Annotated in this window: 22 protein-coding genes; 15 read left to right on the top strand and 7 right to left on the bottom strand. The window is 63.5% G+C overall.

All coding sequences use genetic code 11. The annotated features are described in order from the left end of the window. Nucleotides 1–5: 5 nt before the first annotated feature. Nucleotides 6–1,016, top strand: a complete 1,011-nt coding sequence (locus K426_RS12580) for an XdhC family protein (protein WP_066554392.1) — start codon at nucleotides 6–8, stop codon at nucleotides 1,014–1,016. Here K426_RS12580 and K426_RS12585 read toward each other — a convergent pair. Then, on the bottom strand, nucleotides 988–1,536 hold the full coding sequence (locus K426_RS12585; RefSeq protein ID WP_237229785.1) for a winged helix DNA-binding protein: 549 nt from the start codon (nucleotides 1,534–1,536) through the stop codon (nucleotides 988–990). The genes K426_RS12580 and K426_RS12585 overlap by 29 nt on opposite strands. Before the next feature lie 213 nt (nucleotides 1,537–1,749). On the opposite strand from K426_RS12585, the gene K426_RS12590 reads away from it, so the two are divergent. The 14 genes from K426_RS12590 (at nucleotide 1,750) to K426_RS12655 (ending at nucleotide 14,352) form a co-directional block, all read left to right on the top strand. Then, the gene (locus K426_RS12590) at nucleotides 1,750–3,096 is read left to right on the top strand and encodes a Rieske 2Fe-2S domain-containing protein (protein ID WP_066554396.1); all 1,347 of its coding nucleotides are present in this window, start codon (nucleotides 1,750–1,752) and stop codon (nucleotides 3,094–3,096) included. Nucleotides 3,097–3,099: 3 nt separating this feature from the next. Next, entirely contained in the window at nucleotides 3,100–4,137 is a 1,038-nt protein-coding gene (locus K426_RS12595) for an FAD-binding oxidoreductase (RefSeq protein ID WP_066554398.1), read from the top strand. Continuing rightward, the gene (locus tag K426_RS12600) at nucleotides 4,134–5,459 is read left to right on the top strand and encodes a M20 family metallopeptidase (RefSeq protein ID WP_066554414.1); all 1,326 of its coding nucleotides are present in this window, start codon (nucleotides 4,134–4,136) and stop codon (nucleotides 5,457–5,459) included. The genes K426_RS12595 and K426_RS12600 overlap by 4 nt, the downstream gene beginning before the upstream one ends. A gap of 31 nt (nucleotides 5,460–5,490) precedes the next feature. Further along, nucleotides 5,491–6,594 (top strand): alcohol dehydrogenase catalytic domain-containing protein, encoded by a 1,104-nt coding sequence (locus K426_RS12605; protein ID WP_237229786.1) that lies wholly within the window; start codon nucleotides 5,491–5,493, stop codon nucleotides 6,592–6,594. Between the two features lie 38 nt (nucleotides 6,595–6,632). Next, the gene (locus tag K426_RS12610) at nucleotides 6,633–7,163 is read left to right on the top strand and encodes a cupin domain-containing protein (RefSeq protein ID WP_145907190.1); all 531 of its coding nucleotides are present in this window, start codon (nucleotides 6,633–6,635) and stop codon (nucleotides 7,161–7,163) included. Between the two features lie 55 nt (nucleotides 7,164–7,218). After that, nucleotides 7,219–7,434, top strand: coding sequence for a hypothetical protein (locus K426_RS12615; RefSeq protein ID WP_066554421.1), 216 nt, complete (start codon nucleotides 7,219–7,221; stop codon nucleotides 7,432–7,434). Beyond that, nucleotides 7,427–8,206, top strand: a complete 780-nt coding sequence (locus tag K426_RS12620; RefSeq protein WP_197672708.1) for an SDR family NAD(P)-dependent oxidoreductase — start codon at nucleotides 7,427–7,429, stop codon at nucleotides 8,204–8,206. Before K426_RS12615 ends, K426_RS12620 begins: the two co-directional genes overlap by 8 nt. A gap of 53 nt (nucleotides 8,207–8,259) precedes the next feature. Then, on the top strand, nucleotides 8,260–9,036 hold the full coding sequence (locus tag K426_RS12625) for a 2-keto-4-pentenoate hydratase (RefSeq protein WP_066554429.1): 777 nt from the start codon (nucleotides 8,260–8,262) through the stop codon (nucleotides 9,034–9,036). 3 nt (nucleotides 9,037–9,039) lie between these two features. Continuing rightward, nucleotides 9,040–9,996, top strand: coding sequence for an acetaldehyde dehydrogenase (acetylating) (locus tag K426_RS12630; protein ID WP_066554432.1), 957 nt, complete (start codon nucleotides 9,040–9,042; stop codon nucleotides 9,994–9,996). Further along, complete coding sequence (dmpG, locus tag K426_RS12635) at nucleotides 9,993–11,024, top strand: 4-hydroxy-2-oxovalerate aldolase (RefSeq protein ID WP_066554435.1); 1,032 nt, start codon at nucleotides 9,993–9,995, stop codon at nucleotides 11,022–11,024. Before K426_RS12630 ends, dmpG begins: the two co-directional genes overlap by 4 nt. 37 nt (nucleotides 11,025–11,061) lie before the next feature. Further along, nucleotides 11,062–11,919, top strand: a complete 858-nt coding sequence (locus K426_RS12640; RefSeq protein WP_197672709.1) for an alpha/beta fold hydrolase — start codon at nucleotides 11,062–11,064, stop codon at nucleotides 11,917–11,919. 63 nt (nucleotides 11,920–11,982) lie between these two features. Then, nucleotides 11,983–12,927: a 3-carboxyethylcatechol 2,3-dioxygenase gene (locus tag K426_RS12645; protein ID WP_257721814.1), complete on the top strand. Its 945-nt coding sequence runs from the start codon at nucleotides 11,983–11,985 to the stop codon at nucleotides 12,925–12,927. 103 nt (nucleotides 12,928–13,030) lie between these two features. Further along, nucleotides 13,031–13,942 carry a LysR family transcriptional regulator gene (locus K426_RS12650; protein WP_082748433.1) on the top strand — a complete coding sequence of 304 codons (912 nt, stop codon included), beginning with the start codon at nucleotides 13,031–13,033 and terminating at the stop codon, nucleotides 13,940–13,942. Nucleotides 13,943–14,028: 86 nt separating this feature from the next. After that, nucleotides 14,029–14,352: a hypothetical protein gene (locus K426_RS12655; protein ID WP_066554438.1), complete on the top strand. Its 324-nt coding sequence runs from the start codon at nucleotides 14,029–14,031 to the stop codon at nucleotides 14,350–14,352. Nucleotides 14,353–14,367: 15 nt separating this feature from the next. Here the strand turns inward: K426_RS12655 and K426_RS12660 are convergent, their stop codons facing one another. Genes K426_RS12660 through trbK-alt form a run of 6 tightly spaced genes read right to left on the bottom strand, consistent with a single transcriptional unit; the run spans nucleotide 14,368 to nucleotide 19,117 of the window. Then, complete coding sequence (locus tag K426_RS12660) at nucleotides 14,368–14,589, bottom strand: DUF2274 domain-containing protein (protein ID WP_066554441.1); 222 nt, start codon at nucleotides 14,587–14,589, stop codon at nucleotides 14,368–14,370. After that, nucleotides 14,586–15,806 (bottom strand): TrbI/VirB10 family protein, encoded by a 1,221-nt coding sequence (locus K426_RS12665; RefSeq protein WP_066554444.1) that lies wholly within the window; start codon nucleotides 15,804–15,806, stop codon nucleotides 14,586–14,588. The genes K426_RS12660 and K426_RS12665 overlap by 4 nt, the downstream gene beginning before the upstream one ends. Further along, a complete protein-coding gene (gene trbG, locus K426_RS12670; RefSeq protein WP_066554446.1) occupies nucleotides 15,803–16,819 on the bottom strand; it encodes a P-type conjugative transfer protein TrbG in 1,017 nt (338 codons plus the stop codon). The genes K426_RS12665 and trbG overlap by 4 nt, the downstream gene beginning before the upstream one ends. Then, entirely contained in the window at nucleotides 16,816–17,499 is a 684-nt protein-coding gene (gene trbF / locus K426_RS12675) for a conjugal transfer protein TrbF (RefSeq protein ID WP_066554451.1), read from the bottom strand. The genes trbG and trbF overlap by 4 nt, the downstream gene beginning before the upstream one ends. Before the next feature lie 3 nt (nucleotides 17,500–17,502). Next, nucleotides 17,503–18,813: a P-type conjugative transfer protein TrbL gene (trbL, locus tag K426_RS12680; RefSeq protein WP_066554453.1), complete on the bottom strand. Its 1,311-nt coding sequence runs from the start codon at nucleotides 18,811–18,813 to the stop codon at nucleotides 17,503–17,505. A gap of 1 nt (nucleotide 18,814) precedes the next feature. After that, complete coding sequence (trbK-alt, locus tag K426_RS12685; RefSeq protein ID WP_066554455.1) at nucleotides 18,815–19,117, bottom strand: putative entry exclusion protein TrbK-alt; 303 nt, start codon at nucleotides 19,115–19,117, stop codon at nucleotides 18,815–18,817. Nucleotides 19,118–19,120 lie beyond the last annotated feature (3 nt).

Genomic DNA, 19,120 nt, shown 5'->3' on the forward strand with positions numbered 1-19,120 from the left:
TTGCCATGAAAGGTGCCTCGGCCCTCTTCCGGTTTCTGAACGATGCCGCAGCCCGCGGCGAACGCACCGCGCTGGTGACGATCACCGGCGTTGTTGGCCAATCCTCGCGTGCGCCAGGAACACACATGGCCGTCGCCGAAAGCGGGACCTATCACGGCTCTCTTTCGGGCGGCTGTGTGGAGGCAGCCGTCGTTGGCGAGGCGCTCCGCATCATGAAGTCGTGCATTCCGGAATGTGTGCGTTTCGGTGCAGGTTCGCCCTATATCGACATTCGGCTCCCCTGCGGCGGCGGACTGGACTTGCTGATCATTCCCGATCCGGCCCAGGAGAGCATAAAGGCGGCGCAGCGGATGCTGGACGGCCGCGTCGCGGTCGCGCTTGTTGTCGGGCGTGACGGCGGCCTTGCTACGGAAGAGATTCATGCCTCCACAATCGGTTGGCGTGGGAATGCCTTTGTTGCACATCATCATCCCGACCTCCGTCTGGTCATCGTTGGACACGGCACAGAGACCGAAGTCCTGGCTCAGCTCGCTTACCCTTATGGCGCGCAGGTCACCGTCATCAGTCCCGACGCGGACCTCCTCGCCAGGGTGGCGGAATGGGGCGTGCCGGGCTTCTTGCTCAAGACACCGGCGCGGTCGGATCATTTGCGGATAGACGGTTATACGGCTGTGGTGATGCTGTTCCACGATCATGACTGGGAACCGGATCTGATCATGCAGGCATTAGAACAGGACGCATTGTTCATAGGCGCCATGGGAAGCCGAACAACGCATGCGCGGCGCCTGGCGGAACTGCGGTCACGCGGTGTCGAAGACGTAGCGTTGAAGCGTCTGGTCGGGCCGATCGGCCTGATCCCGGCAACACGTGACCCTGAAACGCTGGCGCTTTCGATCCTCAGCCAGATTGCGGCGCTGTATCAGTCGCTGATCCTTGCACGCAGACTCCAGCCTGCGAGCAGGTCGACCGACATGGAAAATAATCCGCTCAGGAGGGTGGCAGTTCGTTCGGCGTGATGGTTGCGCTGTCACGAGCAGCCTCTTCATAAACTCCCGTCAGTATCGAGAGAAAATTGGTGAGCATTTCCAGCTTTTCTGGCACATCCTGAATCTGCATCAGGCGATTCATTAAGATCTGCGCCTTAATACCGTGGTATTCGTCGGTAACTTTTTCGCCCTTTTCAGTGACCGCATAGGCGAATTGATTTCCTTTTCCTTCACGGATTTTTTGGACCAGGCCAGCCGATTCAAGTTTCCGAAGACAATATTGTATATTCGGAAGATCATCCCGGTTCATAAGTCGAGCAATGGTAGCGCCATTCTTCGGCCGATCCTGCATGCGAATTATGTGCAGAATTATATGTTCCGACATCTTCAGGTCACTTGTGAAGATGACTGAACCCGTTTCAGCGACAAACCGGGCAAACGATTCTGAGAAGCGCAGCACCGACCATTCGAAACCGGTAACGCGATATTCGAAATCTGATTTCGCCAAGTGCCAGCCTCGATAATATTTTGGTTCCATGACGCTGTTCATCTCGATTTTTCAGGACCTTCTATGAAAATCGCATGGCGCGCGGCCTACCGCAACGGGACAATCCCTTCAAGTTGCGAATCCTTTTTATCCATGCTCGATTGAAAATCTATTGACTTTCTCTTGATAAACTGGCTTCTCGCCTTCGAGTGCAGCCATGTCCCTTAGCGCGATGCGGGGGGGGGCGGCCGGGCATCAAAAATGGCGGAGAGACTAATGAGCGAGAGCGATACTTCGATCGTGCGACGGCGCCAGGTCCGTGGAGGCGACGACGCTGGCGCGGCCCGGGTGAACGATACCGGTCTTCAAAGCCAGTATCAGCCATACAAGGACGCAGCCTGGGGTTTTATCAATCACTGGTATCCCGCGCTGTTCAGCGAGGAACTTCCTGAGGAAGCTGTCGAAGGAATTCAGATTTGTGGAATCCCCATCGTGCTGCGCCGGGTGGAGGGCAAGATCTATGCATTGAAGGATCAGTGCGTTCACCGGGGAGTCCGTCTGTCCGCCAAGCCGACCTGCTTTACCAAGGATTCGATCAGCTGTTGGTATCATGGCTTCACCTTCGATCTTGAAAACGGCAAGCTTTCGACGATCGTCGCCAATCCCGACGATCCGCTGATCGGCACGACGGGATTAACCACCTATCCGGTGGAAGAGGTGGCGGGCATGATCTTCGTGTTCGTACGCGAGGATGACTTTGCGCTCGAAGACGTGCCGCCGCTGGCCGAAGATTTACCCTATCGGTTCCCGCAGAACAGCGAGCGTTTTCCGCACCCGCTCTGGCCTGCGGCGCCCAGCATTCTGGATGAGGGTGCGGTGACCAAGGGGATGCATCGCACTGGCTTTGGCGACTGGCGCATCGCGTGCGAAAACGGCTTCGATAACGCACATATCCTTGTCCACAAGGATAACAGCATCGTCCATGCGCTGAACTGGACGCTGCCGCTCGGCATTTTGCCGACCTCCGAAGACTGCATTGAGGTGGTCGAGGACGAGGGGCAGCCCAAGGGCATGATGCAGTGGCTGTTCACCGACAAGTGGGCGCCGGTTCTCGAGAACGAGCGGCTCGGCCTCAAGATCGAAGGGATGAACGGACGTTTCTATCGAACCTCGGTTGTGCTGCCCGGCGTTCTGATGGTCGAAAACTGGCCGGAAGAACATGTCGTCCAGTATGAATGGTATGTTCCGATCACCCACGACACCCATGAATACTGGGAGGTCCTGGTGAAGATATGTCCCGCCGAGGAAGACCGGAAGGCTTACGACTATCGCTACAAGACATTCTACAAGCCGCTGGCGCTGAATGGCTTCAATGACTGCGATATCTACGCTCGTGAGGCGATGCAGGACTTCTATGCCGATGGTAGCGGCTGGGATGACGAACAACTCGTCTCCACCGATGTTTCACCGATCACCTGGCGCAAGCTCGCCTCGCGCTGGAACCGTGGCATCGCCAAGCCGCCGCGCGGTGTGGAGGGCAAAATTCCGACCACGAGCCTTCGCATGCGCCGCACAGCCGAGGGCGTGCCTCCCGGTTACAAAGTCCAGAAGATCGAGGACTGATCGGTGGCCGGCTCTGCCGACGTGCTCCTGGCTTTCGCTGACGGTGTCGAGCGCACCGTCAGTGTAAAGCCGGGTGAGAGCATACTGGATGCAGGCATCGCTGCCGATCTGCCGCTGCTCTACCAGTGCCGGTCGGGAAGCTGCTCCAGTTGCGTTGCCCGGTTGATCGCCGGGGAAACGCGGCAAGCGGGTGGACACACCACGTTGCTCCGCAGCGAATACGAAGCTGGAATGCGGCTGCTGTGCCAGACGCAGGCGATCGGCTCTTGCCGGTTCGAACTCGGCTATGACAGCGAGGCAGGCGCGGTCCGGGCGACCAAGGCGAAGGCTTTCGTCAACGAGGTCGAGCGCATTGCCTCCAATGTCGTGCGGCTGCGGCTGGAACTGGCGGACGGCTTCTGGGTGGATTTCCGTCCGGGGCAGTTCTTCCAGATTTCAGTTCCCGGCGCCGAGGCTGTGCGCAGCTATTCGCCCGCCAGCACCCCGAAGGATCTGCCGCATCTGGATTTCCTCATCCGGCTCCTGCCGGGCGGCGTTATGTCGCAATGGCTGACTGACGAAGCCAAACCGGACGATGTGCTGGATATCGAAGGTGCGTTCGGCGCCTTCTTTCTGCGCGACAAGGTACGTGCGCCGCATATCCTGGTAGCTGGCGGTACTGGTCTTGCGCCGATGCTCTCCATTCTTGACGGACTGCGAGCCCAGTCCGGTCCGAAACCCAGGACCGTCTTGAGCTTCGGTTGCACCGATCCCGATGCGTTGTTCGGTCTCGATGCAATCCGCTTGCGCGAACAGTGGATGCCGACCCTGCGCTCGCGCATATCCGTCGATCGCGGGGCAACGGGTTCTTTGCTGGCGGGCAATCCGGTGGACGCGCTGGGGCCGGATGACGTCACCCACCCCGATACGGTCGCTTATCTGTGTGGTCCGCCCCGGATGATCGAGGCCGCCTTCGCCCGGTTGGAGGAGCTGGGCGTCAACCCGGACAACATCTTTGCCGAACAGTTCGTGCCCAGCGAAGCCGCGGGAGGAAATCCATGAAGCCCACAGTGCAGGTGCCTTTCGGCGAACAGCGTCAGCAATGGCTGGATGCGACGGTCGCACGGCTTGATCCCACGCGGCTCCAGCGGCTGATCTTCGATCTGACGGATATTCATAGCCCGACGGGCGCAACCCGCGAAGCCAGCGAGTTCATGGCATCCCGGCTTGGCAAGATCGGCATGAATGCGCGCTACATGCCGATAAACGAGATCACCGGCAATGTGCTTGCCGAAAAGCGTGGCAGCGGCGGCGGTGCAGCGGTGATGCTTTATTGCCCAATCGATACGCATCTGGAAGGCAATGCGGACGATCAGCCATGGGTCGGTCCGTCCCACTTCATTGATCTTCATCCGCAGGCGAAGATTCTGGGGGACTGGGTCTATGGTTTGGGAGCATCCAATCCCAAGGGGATGATCGCCACGCTGACCGAGGTGGCGACCGCGCTGATCGAGGCGGAAGTGCCGCTTACCGGCGATCTGCTGTTCGGCCTTGCCGATGGCGGCATGCCGGTGGACATTGCCGCGCGCGATCATGCGGGCATGTCCAATGGCCTGCATCACCTGCTGGCGCGCGGCGCGGCGGCGGATTTCGCCATTATCATGAAGCCGTGGAACTTCGTCTATCACGAAGAGCCGGGCATCGGCTGGTTCCGCCTGCGTGTTCTGGGCAGCTATGGTTACGCCGGAGTACCGCGCGGAACGCCGGGCTTTCGCAGTTCCATCATTCCGGCGGCCACAGTCATTCCTGAACTGGAACAATGGCTGATCGACTATGCCGATCGCAATGAGTCGGGCGTCATCAAGCCGCACGGCTGGATAGCGGGCATCCGTTCCGGCTCTGACGAGCGGCCCTCGTTCCCTTCGGCGGTGACCGAGCTGTTCTTCGACTTGCGGATCAACCCGCGCACCAGTCCGGCGGAAGTGAAGGCGCAGTTTGCGGCTTTCGTGCGCGATCTTTCGGCGCGTTTTCCCGATCTGGAGCTGGAATGGGACATGTATGGTTCCGTGCCTGGCGGCACGACCGATCCCGATAATTGGATTATCCAGTCTGCCCGGCGTGGCTGGGAGACGGAGGAGGGGCGTCCGCATCCCGTGCCCGATCCGCTGGGCGGGCAGACCGATGGCGCCGCGCTGCGCCGATATGGGGTACCCACTGCACGGATCGGCTGGCCTTGGCCAGCGAGTGGATCGCCCGAACCGGTGGCGGAAGGACTGGGTGGCATGGGCGCGACTTACGTGCCCGATCTGATGCCCTGCGCGCGCAAGATTGCCTACGCACTGATCGACACATTGACCCGCCCGCGCAGCGAACTGGGCCTTTGAAAACACGAACCGACGACGAGGAGAGAAGCAAATGGCCAAGATGAACGCGGCGCGTGTCCACGCGCCCGGCGGGTCCTTTCTGGTAGATGAAATCGATCGCCCTGCGCCCCGCGCGCTCGACGTTGTGGTCGCGGTCAAGGCGGCTGGCGTTGTTCCCAATCTGCGCAACGTGATGAGCAATTATGGTGACCGGGCCTATCTCACGGTGCCGCCGCTTCCGGCTATTTATGGGCTGGATGCCGCAGGCGTAGTTGAGGAAGTGGGAGAGATGGTGACGGGCATCGCGCCCGGTGATCGGGTTTATATCAATCCCGGCCGCTCATGCGGATCGTGCCACGCCTGCCGTTCGCTCGATGCGATCAATTGTACGGCCTATACCTTTCAAGGCTATTTCGGCTTTGGTCCGGCATCAACGGAAGTCTATCGCAATTATCCCTATGGCGGTTTCAGCCAGTATGCGACCGCGCCTGCCAACGGACTGGTGAAACTGCCCGAAGCGGTGAGCTTTGAGCAGGCGGCGCGATTCGGATACCTCGGCACCGCCTATTCGGGCCTTGTCAAAGCCGGGGTTGGACCGGGGCGGACGGTGCTTATCAACGGGGCGAGCGGCACGCTGGGCCTTGGCGCTGTCTTGCTGGCGCTGGCCATGGGCGCGACGCGGGTTCTGGGCGTGGGGCGGAATAAGGAACTGCTGGGGCGGGTGCGGGCGATCGATCCTTCGCGAATATTTGTGCTGTCATCTGGTGAGGAGCCTGTTGGCGATTGGGCCAAGGGGCTGACCGATGGGCTGGGCGTGGATGCCGTACTCGATACAATGGGGCCGGGTGCGCCCGCGCAAGTGATGATCGATGCCATCGACGCGCTGCGGCGCGGCGGCAAACTGGTCGACGTGGGCGGGATGAACGCGCCGATTTCGGTCAACATGCATCAATTGATGTGCGCGCAGATCAGCCTTGTAGGCTCACTCTGGTTCACCGTGGCTGAAGGGCAGGACGTGGCCGCGATGGCTGCTGCCGGAACGCTGGACCTGTCCGTTTTCGAACATCGTGTTTTCCCGCTCGATCAGGTGAACGAGGCGCTTGCCGTCGCTGAAAAGCGCGCGGGCGGCTTCGTCAACGTGGTCGTCCAGCCCTGATGCACGGCGCTTGAACGCGCAAGGAAAGGAAAATTGAGATGGTAAGACGTGTGGTAACGGCGGAGCGCGATGGACGTTCCTATGTCATGTCTGATGGACCGGTCAGCAACACGCACAACTTTGCTGCGGTGCCCGGATTCCAGACGACGCTGGCGTGGGAAGCTCCAGCGGTGCCCAGCCTGCCTTTTGACGGGAAAGATCCTGTTGCGCAGGTGGTTTCCATGCTGCCTTCGCCGCACGGTTCCTCGTTCATCATCGTTCAGTTCCCGCCTGACAGTGTGATGGCTTCTCCCGATTTCGATCCCGAAGCCGCCGGCGCCGAACAGATGAAGTTCCTGCCCGGTCTTGCCGAGACGTTCGATCCCGATGGTTCGGGCAAGCACAAGACCATGACGGTCGATTACGACATCATCCTCGAAGGGGAACTGTGGATGGAGCTGGATGATGGCGAGCTTACCCATCTCAAGGCCGGGGATGTCGTCATCCAGAACGGCACGCGCCACGCGTGGCGCAATCTTGGCGACAAGCCTGCGCGCATGGCGTCCATCCTGATCGGGGGCGGGCAATAAGACCTGCGGGGCGGTGTTGCCGCCTTCGCATTTTGGCATCGGACAGAACGCTACCATGATTGTCAACGACCTCCATTATGCTGATCTGGCGACTGTGGATATTGGCCGCGAAGCTTCGGCCATGACGTGTCAGCCGTGTGCGCCAGCGGCGAACGGAGCGCCGCTTGGCTTTCAGCTTGCGGCGGCGCGGGGGCGTAAAGACCTTTTATTGCGCGCGGGAATCGCCTTCCAGCGCGAGACGCTCTGGCACCTGAACCGCCCGATTGACTGACAGCAAGACGCTCTGGGAACTGAACGAAATGGAACTGCGCGGAAAATACGGGATCGTAACCGGGGGCGGAAGTGGCATGGGCCGCGCTGCGGCTCTCGCCATGGCACGAGAGGGCGCGACGTTGCTTCTGGTCGGCCGCCGTCTTGCGCCGCTGGAAGACCTTTGCTCGGAGATCGCGGGCCTGGGCGGCACAGCCTTTGCTCACAGCGCGGACGTTTCGGTACGTGACGGGATCAAGGGCGTAGTGGACGCGGCGGTCAGCCGCTTCGGGAGGCTGGATCTCGCTTTCAACAACGCAGGCGGCCATGCCGATTTCAAGCCAATCGACCAGATCCCTGAGGACGAGGCCGAATGGGTGATCAACCTCAATTTCAAGGCCGTTTACTGGGGCGTGAAATACCAGTTCGAAGCGATGGCGGAGACAGGCGGCGCCATCGTCAACAATGCCTCGATCTTCGGGCTCAAGGCGATGCCGGGCCTGTCCCACTATGTCGCGAGCAAGTTCGCGGTCGTCGGGCTGACCAAGGCGGCCGCGCTGGACGGCGCCAAGGCGGGTATCCGGGTCAACGCGGTCTGTCCCGGCGGCACACTTACCCCCAATTTCCTGAAAGTCACCGGCGGAGACGCACATGCGATGGATGATGCCGTGCCCATGGGGCGCATCGGCCAGCCCGCGGAAGTGGCCGAAGCAGTTGTTTGGCTCATGTCCCCACGCGCTGCCTATGTGACCGGCGCGGCGCTGCCGGTCGATGGCGGCATGTCCGCCGGGTGATGCGCTCTTCTTCTCAACTCTTGGTTCGTCAACACAAAACCGGATACCGATAAATGTCCCAGCAACACATAGCCGCCGAGCGCTTGCGTGAAGCCTATTCCAATGGAGCCGTTGCGCCCTTGCGCGATATCCTCGCGGTTGATGATGGCGCGGGCGCTTACGCCATTCAGTCGATCAACACGCGTCACTGGATTGATCAGGGCCGCCGCGTGGCGGGGCGCAAGGTCGGACTGACGGCCAAGGCGGTGCAGGCGCAGCTTGGCGTGGATCAACCCGATTTCGGCGTGCTGTTCGAAGACATGGCGGTGGCCGATGGTGGCACCGTTCCCGTCAGCCGCCTGCTCCAGCCCAAGGCGGAGGCTGAAGTCGCGCTGATCCTTGGGGCTGATTTGCCGGATCGTACGGTAATTCGCGAGGAACTGGAGGCAGCTATTGCCGAGGTGGCGGCGGCCATCGAAATCGTCGACAGCCGGATCGCGGACTGGAAGATCAGTTTCGCAGATACCGTCGCCGATAACGGCTCATCAGGTCTCTACGTGCTGAGCAATACCCGCCATGAACTCGCCGGGCTCGACCTGTGGACCTGCGGTATGGTGCTCGAGAAGAACGGGGAGATCGCGTCGCTTGGCGCGGGCGCAGCGTGTCTGGGCCACCCCCTCAACGCAGCCATTTGGCTCGCAAACCTGCTTGCCGAGCAGGGAGAACCGCTGCGCAAGGGCGACTTGATCCTTACCGGCGCGCTCGGCCCAATGGTGCCGATCGCCGCGGGCGACATTGTCAGGGCCACCATCGGTGGCCTTGGCACTGTCTCCTTCTCTTACAGGGACTGACTCATGAGCGACAAACTTCCCGTTGCGATCATCGGATCCGGCAACATCGGGACCGATCTTATGATCAAGGTGATGCGTCTTTCCGACAGTCTGCAGATGGGTGCCCTTGTCGGCATCGACCCTGAATCGGATGGCCTGAAGCGCGCCGAGCGGCTCGGCGTCCCCACCACTGCTGAAGGTGTCGCTGGCCTGGTAGCAATGCCCGGGTTCGAAAAGATCGGCATCGTCTTCGATGCGACGTCTGCAGGAGCCCATTCCCGGAACAACGAGATCCTCCAGCGCCACGGCAAGCATGTGGTCGATCTGACGCCCGCTGCCATCGGCCCGCACGTCATACCGCCGGTCAATGGTGACGATCATCTCGATGCCCGCAATGTGAACATGGTGACCTGCGGCGGTCAGGCAACGATCCCGATCGTCCACGCGATCAACCGTGTCGCCAAGGTCCACTATGGCGAGATCGTAGCGTCAATTGCGTCGAAAAGTGCTGGGCCCGGCACCCGCGCCAACATCGACGAGTTCACCGAGACGACCAGCCAGGCCATCGAGCAGGTCGGCGGCGCGACGCGGGGCAAGGCTATTATCGTTCTCAATCCCGCCGAACCGCCGCTGATCATGCGCGACACGGTCTATTGCCTCACCGAGGTGGCCAATACGGCCGCCATCGAACAGTCGGTGGCGCAGATGGTGGCGCAGGTGCAGGACTATGTTCCGGGCTACCGTCTGAAGCAGCCCGTTCAGTTTGAACATGTCGGATCCAATTACCCGCTCCGCATCCCGGAAATGGCGGACACCGGTCAAACCGAGTTCACCGGACTGAAGGTCAGCGTGTTCCTCGAGGTCGAGGGCGCCGCCCATTATTTGCCTGCGTATGCTGGCAATCTCGACATCATGACGTCCGCGGCGCTCCGGACCGCCGAAAAGATCGCGCAGCGTCTTCGCGAAGGAGTTTCGGCATGACCTTCGATCCAACCCGCGACAAGCTGTATATCCAGGATGTCACTCTGCGCGATGGTATGCACGCCGTGCGACATCAGTACGGAATCGATCACGTGATCGCGATTGCAAGGGCGCTGGACCGTGCGAAGGTCGATGCGATCGAGGTCGCCCATGGCGATGGCCTTTCAGGTTCCTCCTTCAACTATGGCTTTGGCGCACACACCGATTGGGACTGGATCGGCGCGGTGGCCGAAGTGTTGGAGCACAGCGTACTCACGACGCTGCTTTTGCCTGGTATCGGCACGATCCATGATCTGAAACGTGCTCACGAGATGGGCGTGCGTTCGGTGCGGGTGGCGACCCACTGCACCGAGGCTGACGTCGCGAAGCAACATATCGAATATGCGCGCGGCCTCGGGATGGACGTGTCGGGCTTTCTGATGATGAGCCACATGTCAGAACCGGAGGCGCTGGCCAAACAGGCGCTGCTGATGGAAAGCTACGGCGCCCACTGCGTCTATGTGACGGACAGCGGCGGTGCGATGACGATGGACCAGTATGCCGCGCGCCTTGCGGCCTATGACCGCGTGCTGAAGCCGGAAACCCAGCGCGGCGTTCATGCGCACCACAACCTCAGCCTTGGCGTCGCGAACAGCGTGGTTGCGGTTCAGGGCGGTGCGGTGCGTGTCGATGCCAGTCTGGCGGGCATGGGCGCCGGGGCAGGCAATGCGCCGCTCGAAGTATTCATTGCGGCCGCTGACGTGATGGGCTGGAACCACGGCACGGACTTGTTCGCGCTGATGGACGCCGGTGAAGAACTTGTCCGCCCCTTGCAGGATCGCCCGGTGCGGGTGGACCGGGAGACGCTGACGCTCGGCTATGCGGGGGTCTATTCCTCTTTCCTGCGTCACGCGGAAAAGGCGGCGGCCGAATATGGCCTCGATACCCGCGCAATTCTGGTCGAACTGGGCCGCCGCAAGATGGTGGGCGGACAGGAAGACATGATCGTCGACGTTGCTCTCGACATGCTCAACGACAAGGCCGGCTGATGCGCCACGCCCCACACACATTCTGGCTGGAGCCGTGATGATGACCATCAGTGAAGAAAATGCGAGCCATTTCGTCACCGTTGCGGAAGGCGATGGCGAACTGAATATTCACTATAACGACTTCCGCGCCGGATCGCGAGTGGTCGTGATGCTGCACGGGTCCGGTCCGGGCGCGAGCGGCTGGGCGAACTTTCACCGCAATGTCGAGCCGCTGGTGGATGCTGGCTTTCGCGTCCTGCTGATCGACGTGCCGGGTTGGGGGAAGAGCGACAGCATCGTCAACGCCGGTTCGCGTTCTGACCTCAATGCCCGCATCGTGAAGGGCGTCATCGACGCGCTCGGAATCGACCGGGTGGATATGCTCGGGAATTCTATGGGCGGGCACAGCGCGGTCGCCTTTGCGCTCACCTATCCCGAGCAGACCGGCAAGCTGGTGCTGATGGGAGGCGGAACAGGCGGGGCCAGCCTGTTCGCCCCGATGCCGACCGAAGGCATCAAGTTGCTCAACGCGCTATATCGCGACCCTACGTTGGAGAACCTGAAGCGGTTCAATGACGTCTTCGTGTTCGATCCCAGCGTGCTTACAGGCGATCTGCTCAATGTTCGGCTTGCCAATATGCTGGATCGGCGCGACCATCTGGAGAATTTTCTAAAGTCCTCTGAGCTCAATCCGCGCCAGTTCCCGGACTTCGGCCCCAGACTGCCCGCCATCGCTGCACCGACGCTGATCGTCTGGGGGCGTCAGGACCGGGTTGTCCCCATGGACGCAGGCCTACGCCTGGTCGCGGGCATCCCGGATTCGCGGCTGCACATCTTCAACCAGTGCGGACACTGGGCACAGTGGGAACATGCCGATGAGTTCAACCGGATGGTGCTGGATTTCCTGCGCCACTGATCGGTTACGGCTACACCTGCACCATGAGCCCGCAAAAGCGGGGAGAGGAACGAGGCGATGATTATGGGGGCCATCTGCATGAGCCATTCCCCGCTCATGGACCGTAACCGCACCGAGCCGGAAGCCGAGCAGCGTTTCCACGCGGCCGTGGCGGAGAGTGCGCGAATATTAGAGGAGATGCGCCCCGATCTTCTCGTCGTCTTCTATCCCGACCATATGAACGGCTTTCAATACAACATCCTGCCGCCATTCTGCATCGGTGCCCGGGCTCGCTCGCTAGGAGACTATGGCTCCGTGCCGGGAGCAATGCCGGTGGACGAGGAAGCGGCCCTTTCGCTTTCGGCCTCGGTGATAGACCAAGGCGTGGATGCTGCCTTGTCGTTTGACATGCTGGTCGACCATGGCGCGACCCAACCGCTCGAGCTGCTGTTTTCCAAAATAGGGGCGGAATTGCCGCGGCTCGTCCCGATATTCATCAATTGCGCCGCCGCACCGCGCCCGCCTTTCCAGCGTACCCGTGTGCTAGGCGAGGCCGTAGGCGAATGGGCGAAGGGCCGACCCGAACGGATCGTGTTCATCGGCTCCGGCGGCCTGTCGCACGATCCGCCGCTCCCCAACATCGCCACTGCCAGCCCCGAAGCGCGGGCACGGATGATCGCGGGGGGCGAAACATCCTTTGCCGATCGCGCCGCGCGACAGGGCAATGTCTTCCGGGCCGCTGCGGCTTTCAAAAGCGGCGGGACAGGTTTGCGGAACCTCAATCCCGAGTGGGACAGGCATTTCATGGCCGCAATGGCGAATGGAGAGATCAGCATCGCAGACCACTGGAATGAGTCCGATCTAATTGAGTCGTGTGGGGGCGGCGTCAATGAAGTGCGCTGTTGGATTGCCGCCATGGCAGCGCTTGCCCGGTCCCGTCCGTACCAGGTTGTCAGCCAATATTATGAACCCATACCTGAATGGATCACCGGCATGGGGATGCTAACAGCGCGATCAGGACAAATCTGATGCTACTAAACTGCATTTGATATCGGAATAGTATCTACAGATGTATTTAATAGGGGGGGGATATTTATTTTATGTAGAAAATGTATGATTGGCGGAGTGGTAGTTGCCTTTCAATATTTGTCAGCTTCGTTATGCAATCGCCGCGGCGGATCATGGCAGTTTCTACCGGGCTGCGCGCGTGCTGAACGTGGAGCAGTCCACGTTGAGCCGGGCTATCCTCAAACTGGAGCGCGTCATCGGCGGCCGGATTTTCAACCGCTCGCAGGCCGGTGTCAGCATAACGCTCGCCGGCGCACAGTTTATTCGCGCGGCGCGGCACATGGTGGCGAGCGCGGACAAGATGGTTACGACCATGCGGGCGGCGGGTCAGGGCCGCGCCGGCGGCCTCGCGATCGGGCACAACAGCGCGATCTCGACGGGTTATCTGCGGGCGGCGATGCTGGGCTGGCTGGCGGCCAATCCAGATGTAGAGATCGACGGTATGGAAGCCGATCGGGGCGCGCTGCTGGCAGGGTTGGACACGGGTGAGATCGATATTGCCATCCTGATCGGGGAAGCAAACCATGTCGATTTGCGCCGCGAGCCGTTTTGGACTGAGCGTGTCATGGCCGCGCTGCCGGCCAATCATACCCTTGCCGCGAGCGAAACCGTTCACTGGACCGATTTGCGGCGCGAGCGCTTTCTGCTGCCCGCCGCCGATCCCGGCCCGGAAATTCGCGACCTGCTGCTCGGCCGCCTGATGGTGGCGGGCGAGCCTCCCGACATCAGGATGCATCAGGCCAGCCGCGAGGCGATCCTGAGCGTGCTGGGCGGCGGGTCGGCCGTGTCGATCGTCTGCGAGGGCGCGACGGGCGCGCGCTATCCCGATGTCGTCTATCGCCCCGTCCAGGGCGAGCAGGGGCCGGCCTTCATCAGCTATTCGGGCTACTGGCGAAAGGACAACTGCAATCCCGCGCTGAGGCGTTTCCTCGCCTTCGTGCGCGACCGCCATGCGCTGTCCTTCGACATCCCGTGAACGCGCGATGCAGTGAGATGTGACGTTAACAGGCCGGATCGCAACCAACGGCCGGACTGATTTGGAACCGGACAAAGAAGCGCATCATGGCGCAAGGCGAGATAATCACCATCGTGCTGCTTACGCTGGTCGTCCAGTTCGGAGCGGGCTTCGTCATGCTTGGGGACCTGACCGAAATCCTTCGGTCCCGACGTGATGGTCTAGGATGCGGCGCGGCTTTCGGTATTGCAGAGTTACTTGTCCGCCTTTTCCTCTTTGGGCGCGATAACATCGCAAAGCGAGCCGCTGAGGCTGCGGCCGACCACTACGCCGAACGCGGCCAGCGCCTTCTTCGACAGGCACATGACGCGCGGCCCCGGCCCACGAAGCTGGACGCGCAGGAGCGCCGCAGGCGGTTCTTGGGTAACTGACCCTAGCCGGACGTCTCAGCCCTTGGCGTCACGGCGGCGGGAGAAGCCCCGGTCGCTCGCCATAAACTTCGCCAGCATCGGCGAAACGAGCTTTTCGGGAGGAATGGCGTCCCCGCCGGTCTCGGCCGCGAGCATAGCGGCGTATGCCGCAAGATCGCGGTGGACGGAAGCCGGCAGCTCCACTGTCAGCTTCACGGGGCGGTCGTCGGCGAGCGGACCCAGCTTTAACTTCGTCATCTTGTTGCTCCCACCGGTTCAAGCACCAGGTCGCGGGTGAGAACCACGCGCAAAGGATGCCCCGGTCGTATTGTGAGCGTCGGCTGCACGTTGAGCTGCCGCCGAACGATCTGCTGGCCGGTCTGATTGATGGTGTCCTGCGAGCCGCGTCGCAACGCGCGGGTCAGGTTGTCTTCATCGTCCGCGCCTAGCTCGGCGCCCGCGCCAAGCAGGGTCGAGATGGCCGCGGCCTTGAGCAGATTGCCCCAATGCTGGTTTACGCGGTCCTGTAGGCCCGCGAAGCCTGCACCGTCGGCGCCGGGCTGGCGCTCGAGAACGACCGAGCGGCCGTCCGGCATGATGAGCCGATCCCAGGCGAGCAGCACGCGGGTCTGCCCGGCGGCGATCTTGCTGTCATACTCGCCGATCAGGCGGGCGCCCTGCGGGATGAGCAGGATGCGGCCGGTTGGGCTATCATAGACGTTGGCCGTCACTTGGGCGGTGATCTGGCCGGGCAGGTCCGAACGGACGCCGGTGATGAGCGCGGCCGGGATGATGCTGCCGGCCTGCACGAGGTTCGGGGATGCCGGCGCGGTCAGTCGCTCGACGCTGACCGTGCGCTGGTTGGCCGCCGGCGCCATGAAGGCGCGCTTGCCGGCCTGATCGCCTTGCGCTTCCTGCTGAGTCGGTTCCTGCGCGGAAGGCGCCGGCAAGCCCGGCGTCGAGACCGGCTCCGCACCCGCGCGCGGGCCGCCGCTGCCGAGGAACACCGAGCTGGTGCGGGCCGCATCGCGCTCCTGCGCCGCACGTTGCCGAGCCGCCTCCGCGGCCTGCGCGCGCGGATCGGGCGGACCTGGCCGCGCGCCGATCGGCGGCACGGGCACGTCCTCGCCGCGCTGCTGCGCCGACACGATCGGGCGGCCGAGGTCGCCGGGGAGTGGCGGGCCTAGCCGGGGCGCCTGCGCATAATCGCGCGGGCCGGACGTGATCGTCTCGGACGTAGCGCGACTGTCGGTGTTGTAGAGTTCCTGCGCGGCTCGATCGCCCGGCGGCCGTAGCGCGTATATCAATGAACCACCTATGCCGAGCCCGGCGGCCACGCCGACGACGGCGAGCGCCTTGCGGGACAGCCGCATGACGCGGGGCGGATGGCCGCGAAGCTGGAACGCGGCGGGATCGGGGCGAGCGGCCTGCGGCTCCGACCGCGCTTCGGCTGGCGCATCGTGGCTGTCGGTCACGGCCGCCCCCTCCGCCCGTCGTCGCGCACGATGCGGACGCGCTGCTCGGTGCGCCGGTCGCCCAGGCGCAACTCGGCGGCGGCGAATAGGCGATCGACCACCATGTAGCGGCCCTGCACCCGGTAATTGACCAGCTCGGCGTCGCCGTGCGCGCCGGTCACGAACAGCGGCGGCATCTCGCCCTGCGAGATCCCTGCGGGAAACTCGATGAACACCTGCCGCCCGTCGTCGAACGCACGGGCTGGCGTCCACGGCACGCGGTCTCCTTCGATCCGGTAGCGGAAATTGAGCACCGTCACGTCCACGCCGGTGGCTGCCGGCGCGGCGGCAACAGCAGCCGCATTGCGACCCTGTAAGGCGATGAGCTGGTCCTGCGGATAGGACCAGGACACTGACGCCATGTAGGTCGCGGGCGTGGCGCGCAGCTCCAGATGATAGGTGCGACGGTCGGTGTTGATGACAAGATTGGTGGCGAGGTCAGGCCGGGTGGGCTTCACCAAGATATGCACGCGCGCGGTCGCGCCGCTGCCGCTCACCGTGTCGCCGATGATCCACCGCACCGTGTCGCCGGCCGCGACCGGCCCCGGCCCGACGAGCTGCTCGCCTTCCTGCAAGGCGATGTCCGTCACCTGGCCGGGCGCGGCATAGACTTGATAGAGCGCGCCTTCGGTCCACGGATATTGCTGGATGGCGTTGAGGAAGCCGTCGCGCACCGGCTGGATGCGCGCGGCGTCGTTGGCGTCGCCGACGCGGCGGCGTGGATCGGCGGGCTCCGCCGGCCGCGGACCTTCCGTCACCGGCTTCAACTGACCGGGCAGCGGCAGCGGCTCGGGGATCGTGACGATCTCGACCGCGCGGGGCGGCTCGGCCGCGGGCGTCGCCACGATCGCCGGGGGCGGATCGTCGAACGCGATGACGGGCGGCCTGGCCGACGTGGTGGCGCAGCCGGTGTGCGCGGATGCGGAGACGAACAGCGCGGCCGTGGCCGCGCGGCGGATGGGTATGCCGGTCATTGCGACAGCTCCTTCGACCAGTTGAGGGCATTGACGAAGACGCCGAGCGGGTTCTTGCGCAGGGCGTCGGGCGTTCGCGGCGGCTGCACGACGACGGTGAGGATCGCCGACCAGCGCTCGGTCGCGGCGAGGCTGCCGTCCTGATAGCGCCGCTCGGTCCAGGCGACGCGGAAGCTGTCGGACGAAGCACGGATCACGCTCGACACATCCACCGCGACCTGCACCTTGCCGACCTGCGCGAACGGGTCGTTGGCGCGTGCATAATCGTTGAGGAACAGCGCGCCCTTGTCGGTCGTGAAGTCGTAGGCGCGAAGCCAGTTCTGGCGCACGATGACCGGATCGGCCGGAACCGCGCGAACCTGCTCGATGAAGCGCGCGAGATGGAACGCGACTTGCGGATCGGTCGGGCGGTAGCCGCCCTCGGCGGGCGCGAGCGCCTGCGCCTCGCCGAGCCGATCGACCTGCACCACCCACGGGACGATGTGGCCGCGAGCCGATTGCCAGATGAGGCCGCCGGTTAGACCGCCCGATAGCGCCAGCGTCCCGAAGAAAGCGAGCCGCCAGTTCTTCGCCTGCACGCGCGCGGACCCGATGCGGTCGTCCCATGCCTGCGCCGCGCGCTGATAAGGGGTCGCGGGTTCGGGCGTCTGGCCGTAGCGGATGCTGGGGCGCTTAAACATGGATCAATCCTTCTGGCTGGTGTCGACGGACGCGCCGCTGCCGCCGCCGTCGCCGGAGCGCAGCGTGTGGGCGGCGATGGTCCCGCCGTGGGTCATGGTCTGGCGGTTCTTCATCGCGGACGCCCAGGCCGGAGCGCCAGCCGGTGCGTCCGGCGACGGCGTGGAGCTGCCGCCTGAAATGGTCCCGCCCGTTGCGGTGACGGCGGCGCGGCCGCCGGAGCGGTAGCTGTCCTTAAGCGAGGCGGCTGCCTTGCGCAGCGGCGACATGGCTGCGCCCACAGCGGCCTGACCGACGCCGCCAGCGCCACCGCCAACGGCTGCCGCGCCGGTCTTGCCGGCCGAGCCGAGCGCATAGGCGCTGTTGGCAGCGCCAGACGTAAATGCAGCGCCGCGGGCCGCGCCGCCGACTGCACCCGCCGCCGCGCCGACGCCGAGGCGGGCGGCGGCAGCGCCACCGGCGAGCGCGCCGCCGGCCGCGAGCGCGGTGCCGGCCGCGGCGCCTGCGCCGAGCGCCGGGCCGCCCGAGACGATGCCATTGGCGATCGACGGGCCGAAGATGCCGAGCCCCAGCAGGCAGAGCGAGGCGAGCGCGACGGCCAGCGCGTCCTCGATGCTTGGCTGCGCGCCGCCGAAGCCGGCGCGGAACTCGTCGAACAAGGTGGAGCCGATGCCGACGATGACGGCGAGCACCAACACCTTGATGCCCGACGAGATCACGAGCCCCAGCACGCGCTCGGCCATGAAGGCGGTCTTGCCCAACAGGCCGAACGGGATGAGGACGAAGCCGCAGAGCGTCGCCAGCTTGAACTCGATCAGGGTCACGAAGAGCTGGATCGCCAGAATGAAGAAGGCGAGAATGACCAGCAGCCAGGCGATCAGCAGCACGGCGATCTGGATGAAATTCTCGAAGAACGCGACCCAGCCCATAAGGTCGGAAATCGACTGGAGGATGGGCTCGCCGGCTTCCAACCCGACTTGCGCGACCCGGCCCGGCTGGAGCAACTCGGCGGCGGTGAAGCCCGTGCCGGACGCTTTCAGGCCGAGCCCGGCGAAGCTCTCGAAGACGATCCGCGCCAGGCTGTTCCAGTTGCCGATGATGTAGGCGAAGACGCCGACGAACAGGGTCTTCTTGACGAGGCGCGCGATGATGTCGTCGCCTTCACCCCAGGTCCAGAACAGCGCGGCCAAGGTCACATCGATGACGATCAGGGTGGTGGCGATGAACGCCACCTCGCCGCCGAGCAGGCCGAACCCGCTGTCGATGTAGCGGGTGAAGACATCCAGAAAGCGATCGACGACGCCGGTGCCGCCCATATCAATTCTCCTGCGGGGTAGCGCCATCGGCGATGCGGGCGGCGGGGCGCGCGCCGGGCGCGAGGAACCGGCGACGGTTCTCCCCCCAGGCGCGCAGGCAATCGGGGTCGCTTGCCCCGGCCGCGCCGATCGACTGGCAGCGGCGCAACTCGATCAGCAGCGGGTCCGTCGCCGAGGTATCGGAGACGGCCGCTGGCGCCGCGCGCGGTGGTTCGGGCGCACGACTCATCTCGATCGCCGTCATCGTGATGGTGATGGCGATGAAGACAATGGCGCCGATGCGCGCGAGGAGCTTGCTGTCCACGGG

The organism is Sphingobium sp. TKS (genome assembly GCF_001563265.1).
Classification (GTDB): Bacteria; Pseudomonadota; Alphaproteobacteria; order Sphingomonadales; family Sphingomonadaceae; genus Sphingobium.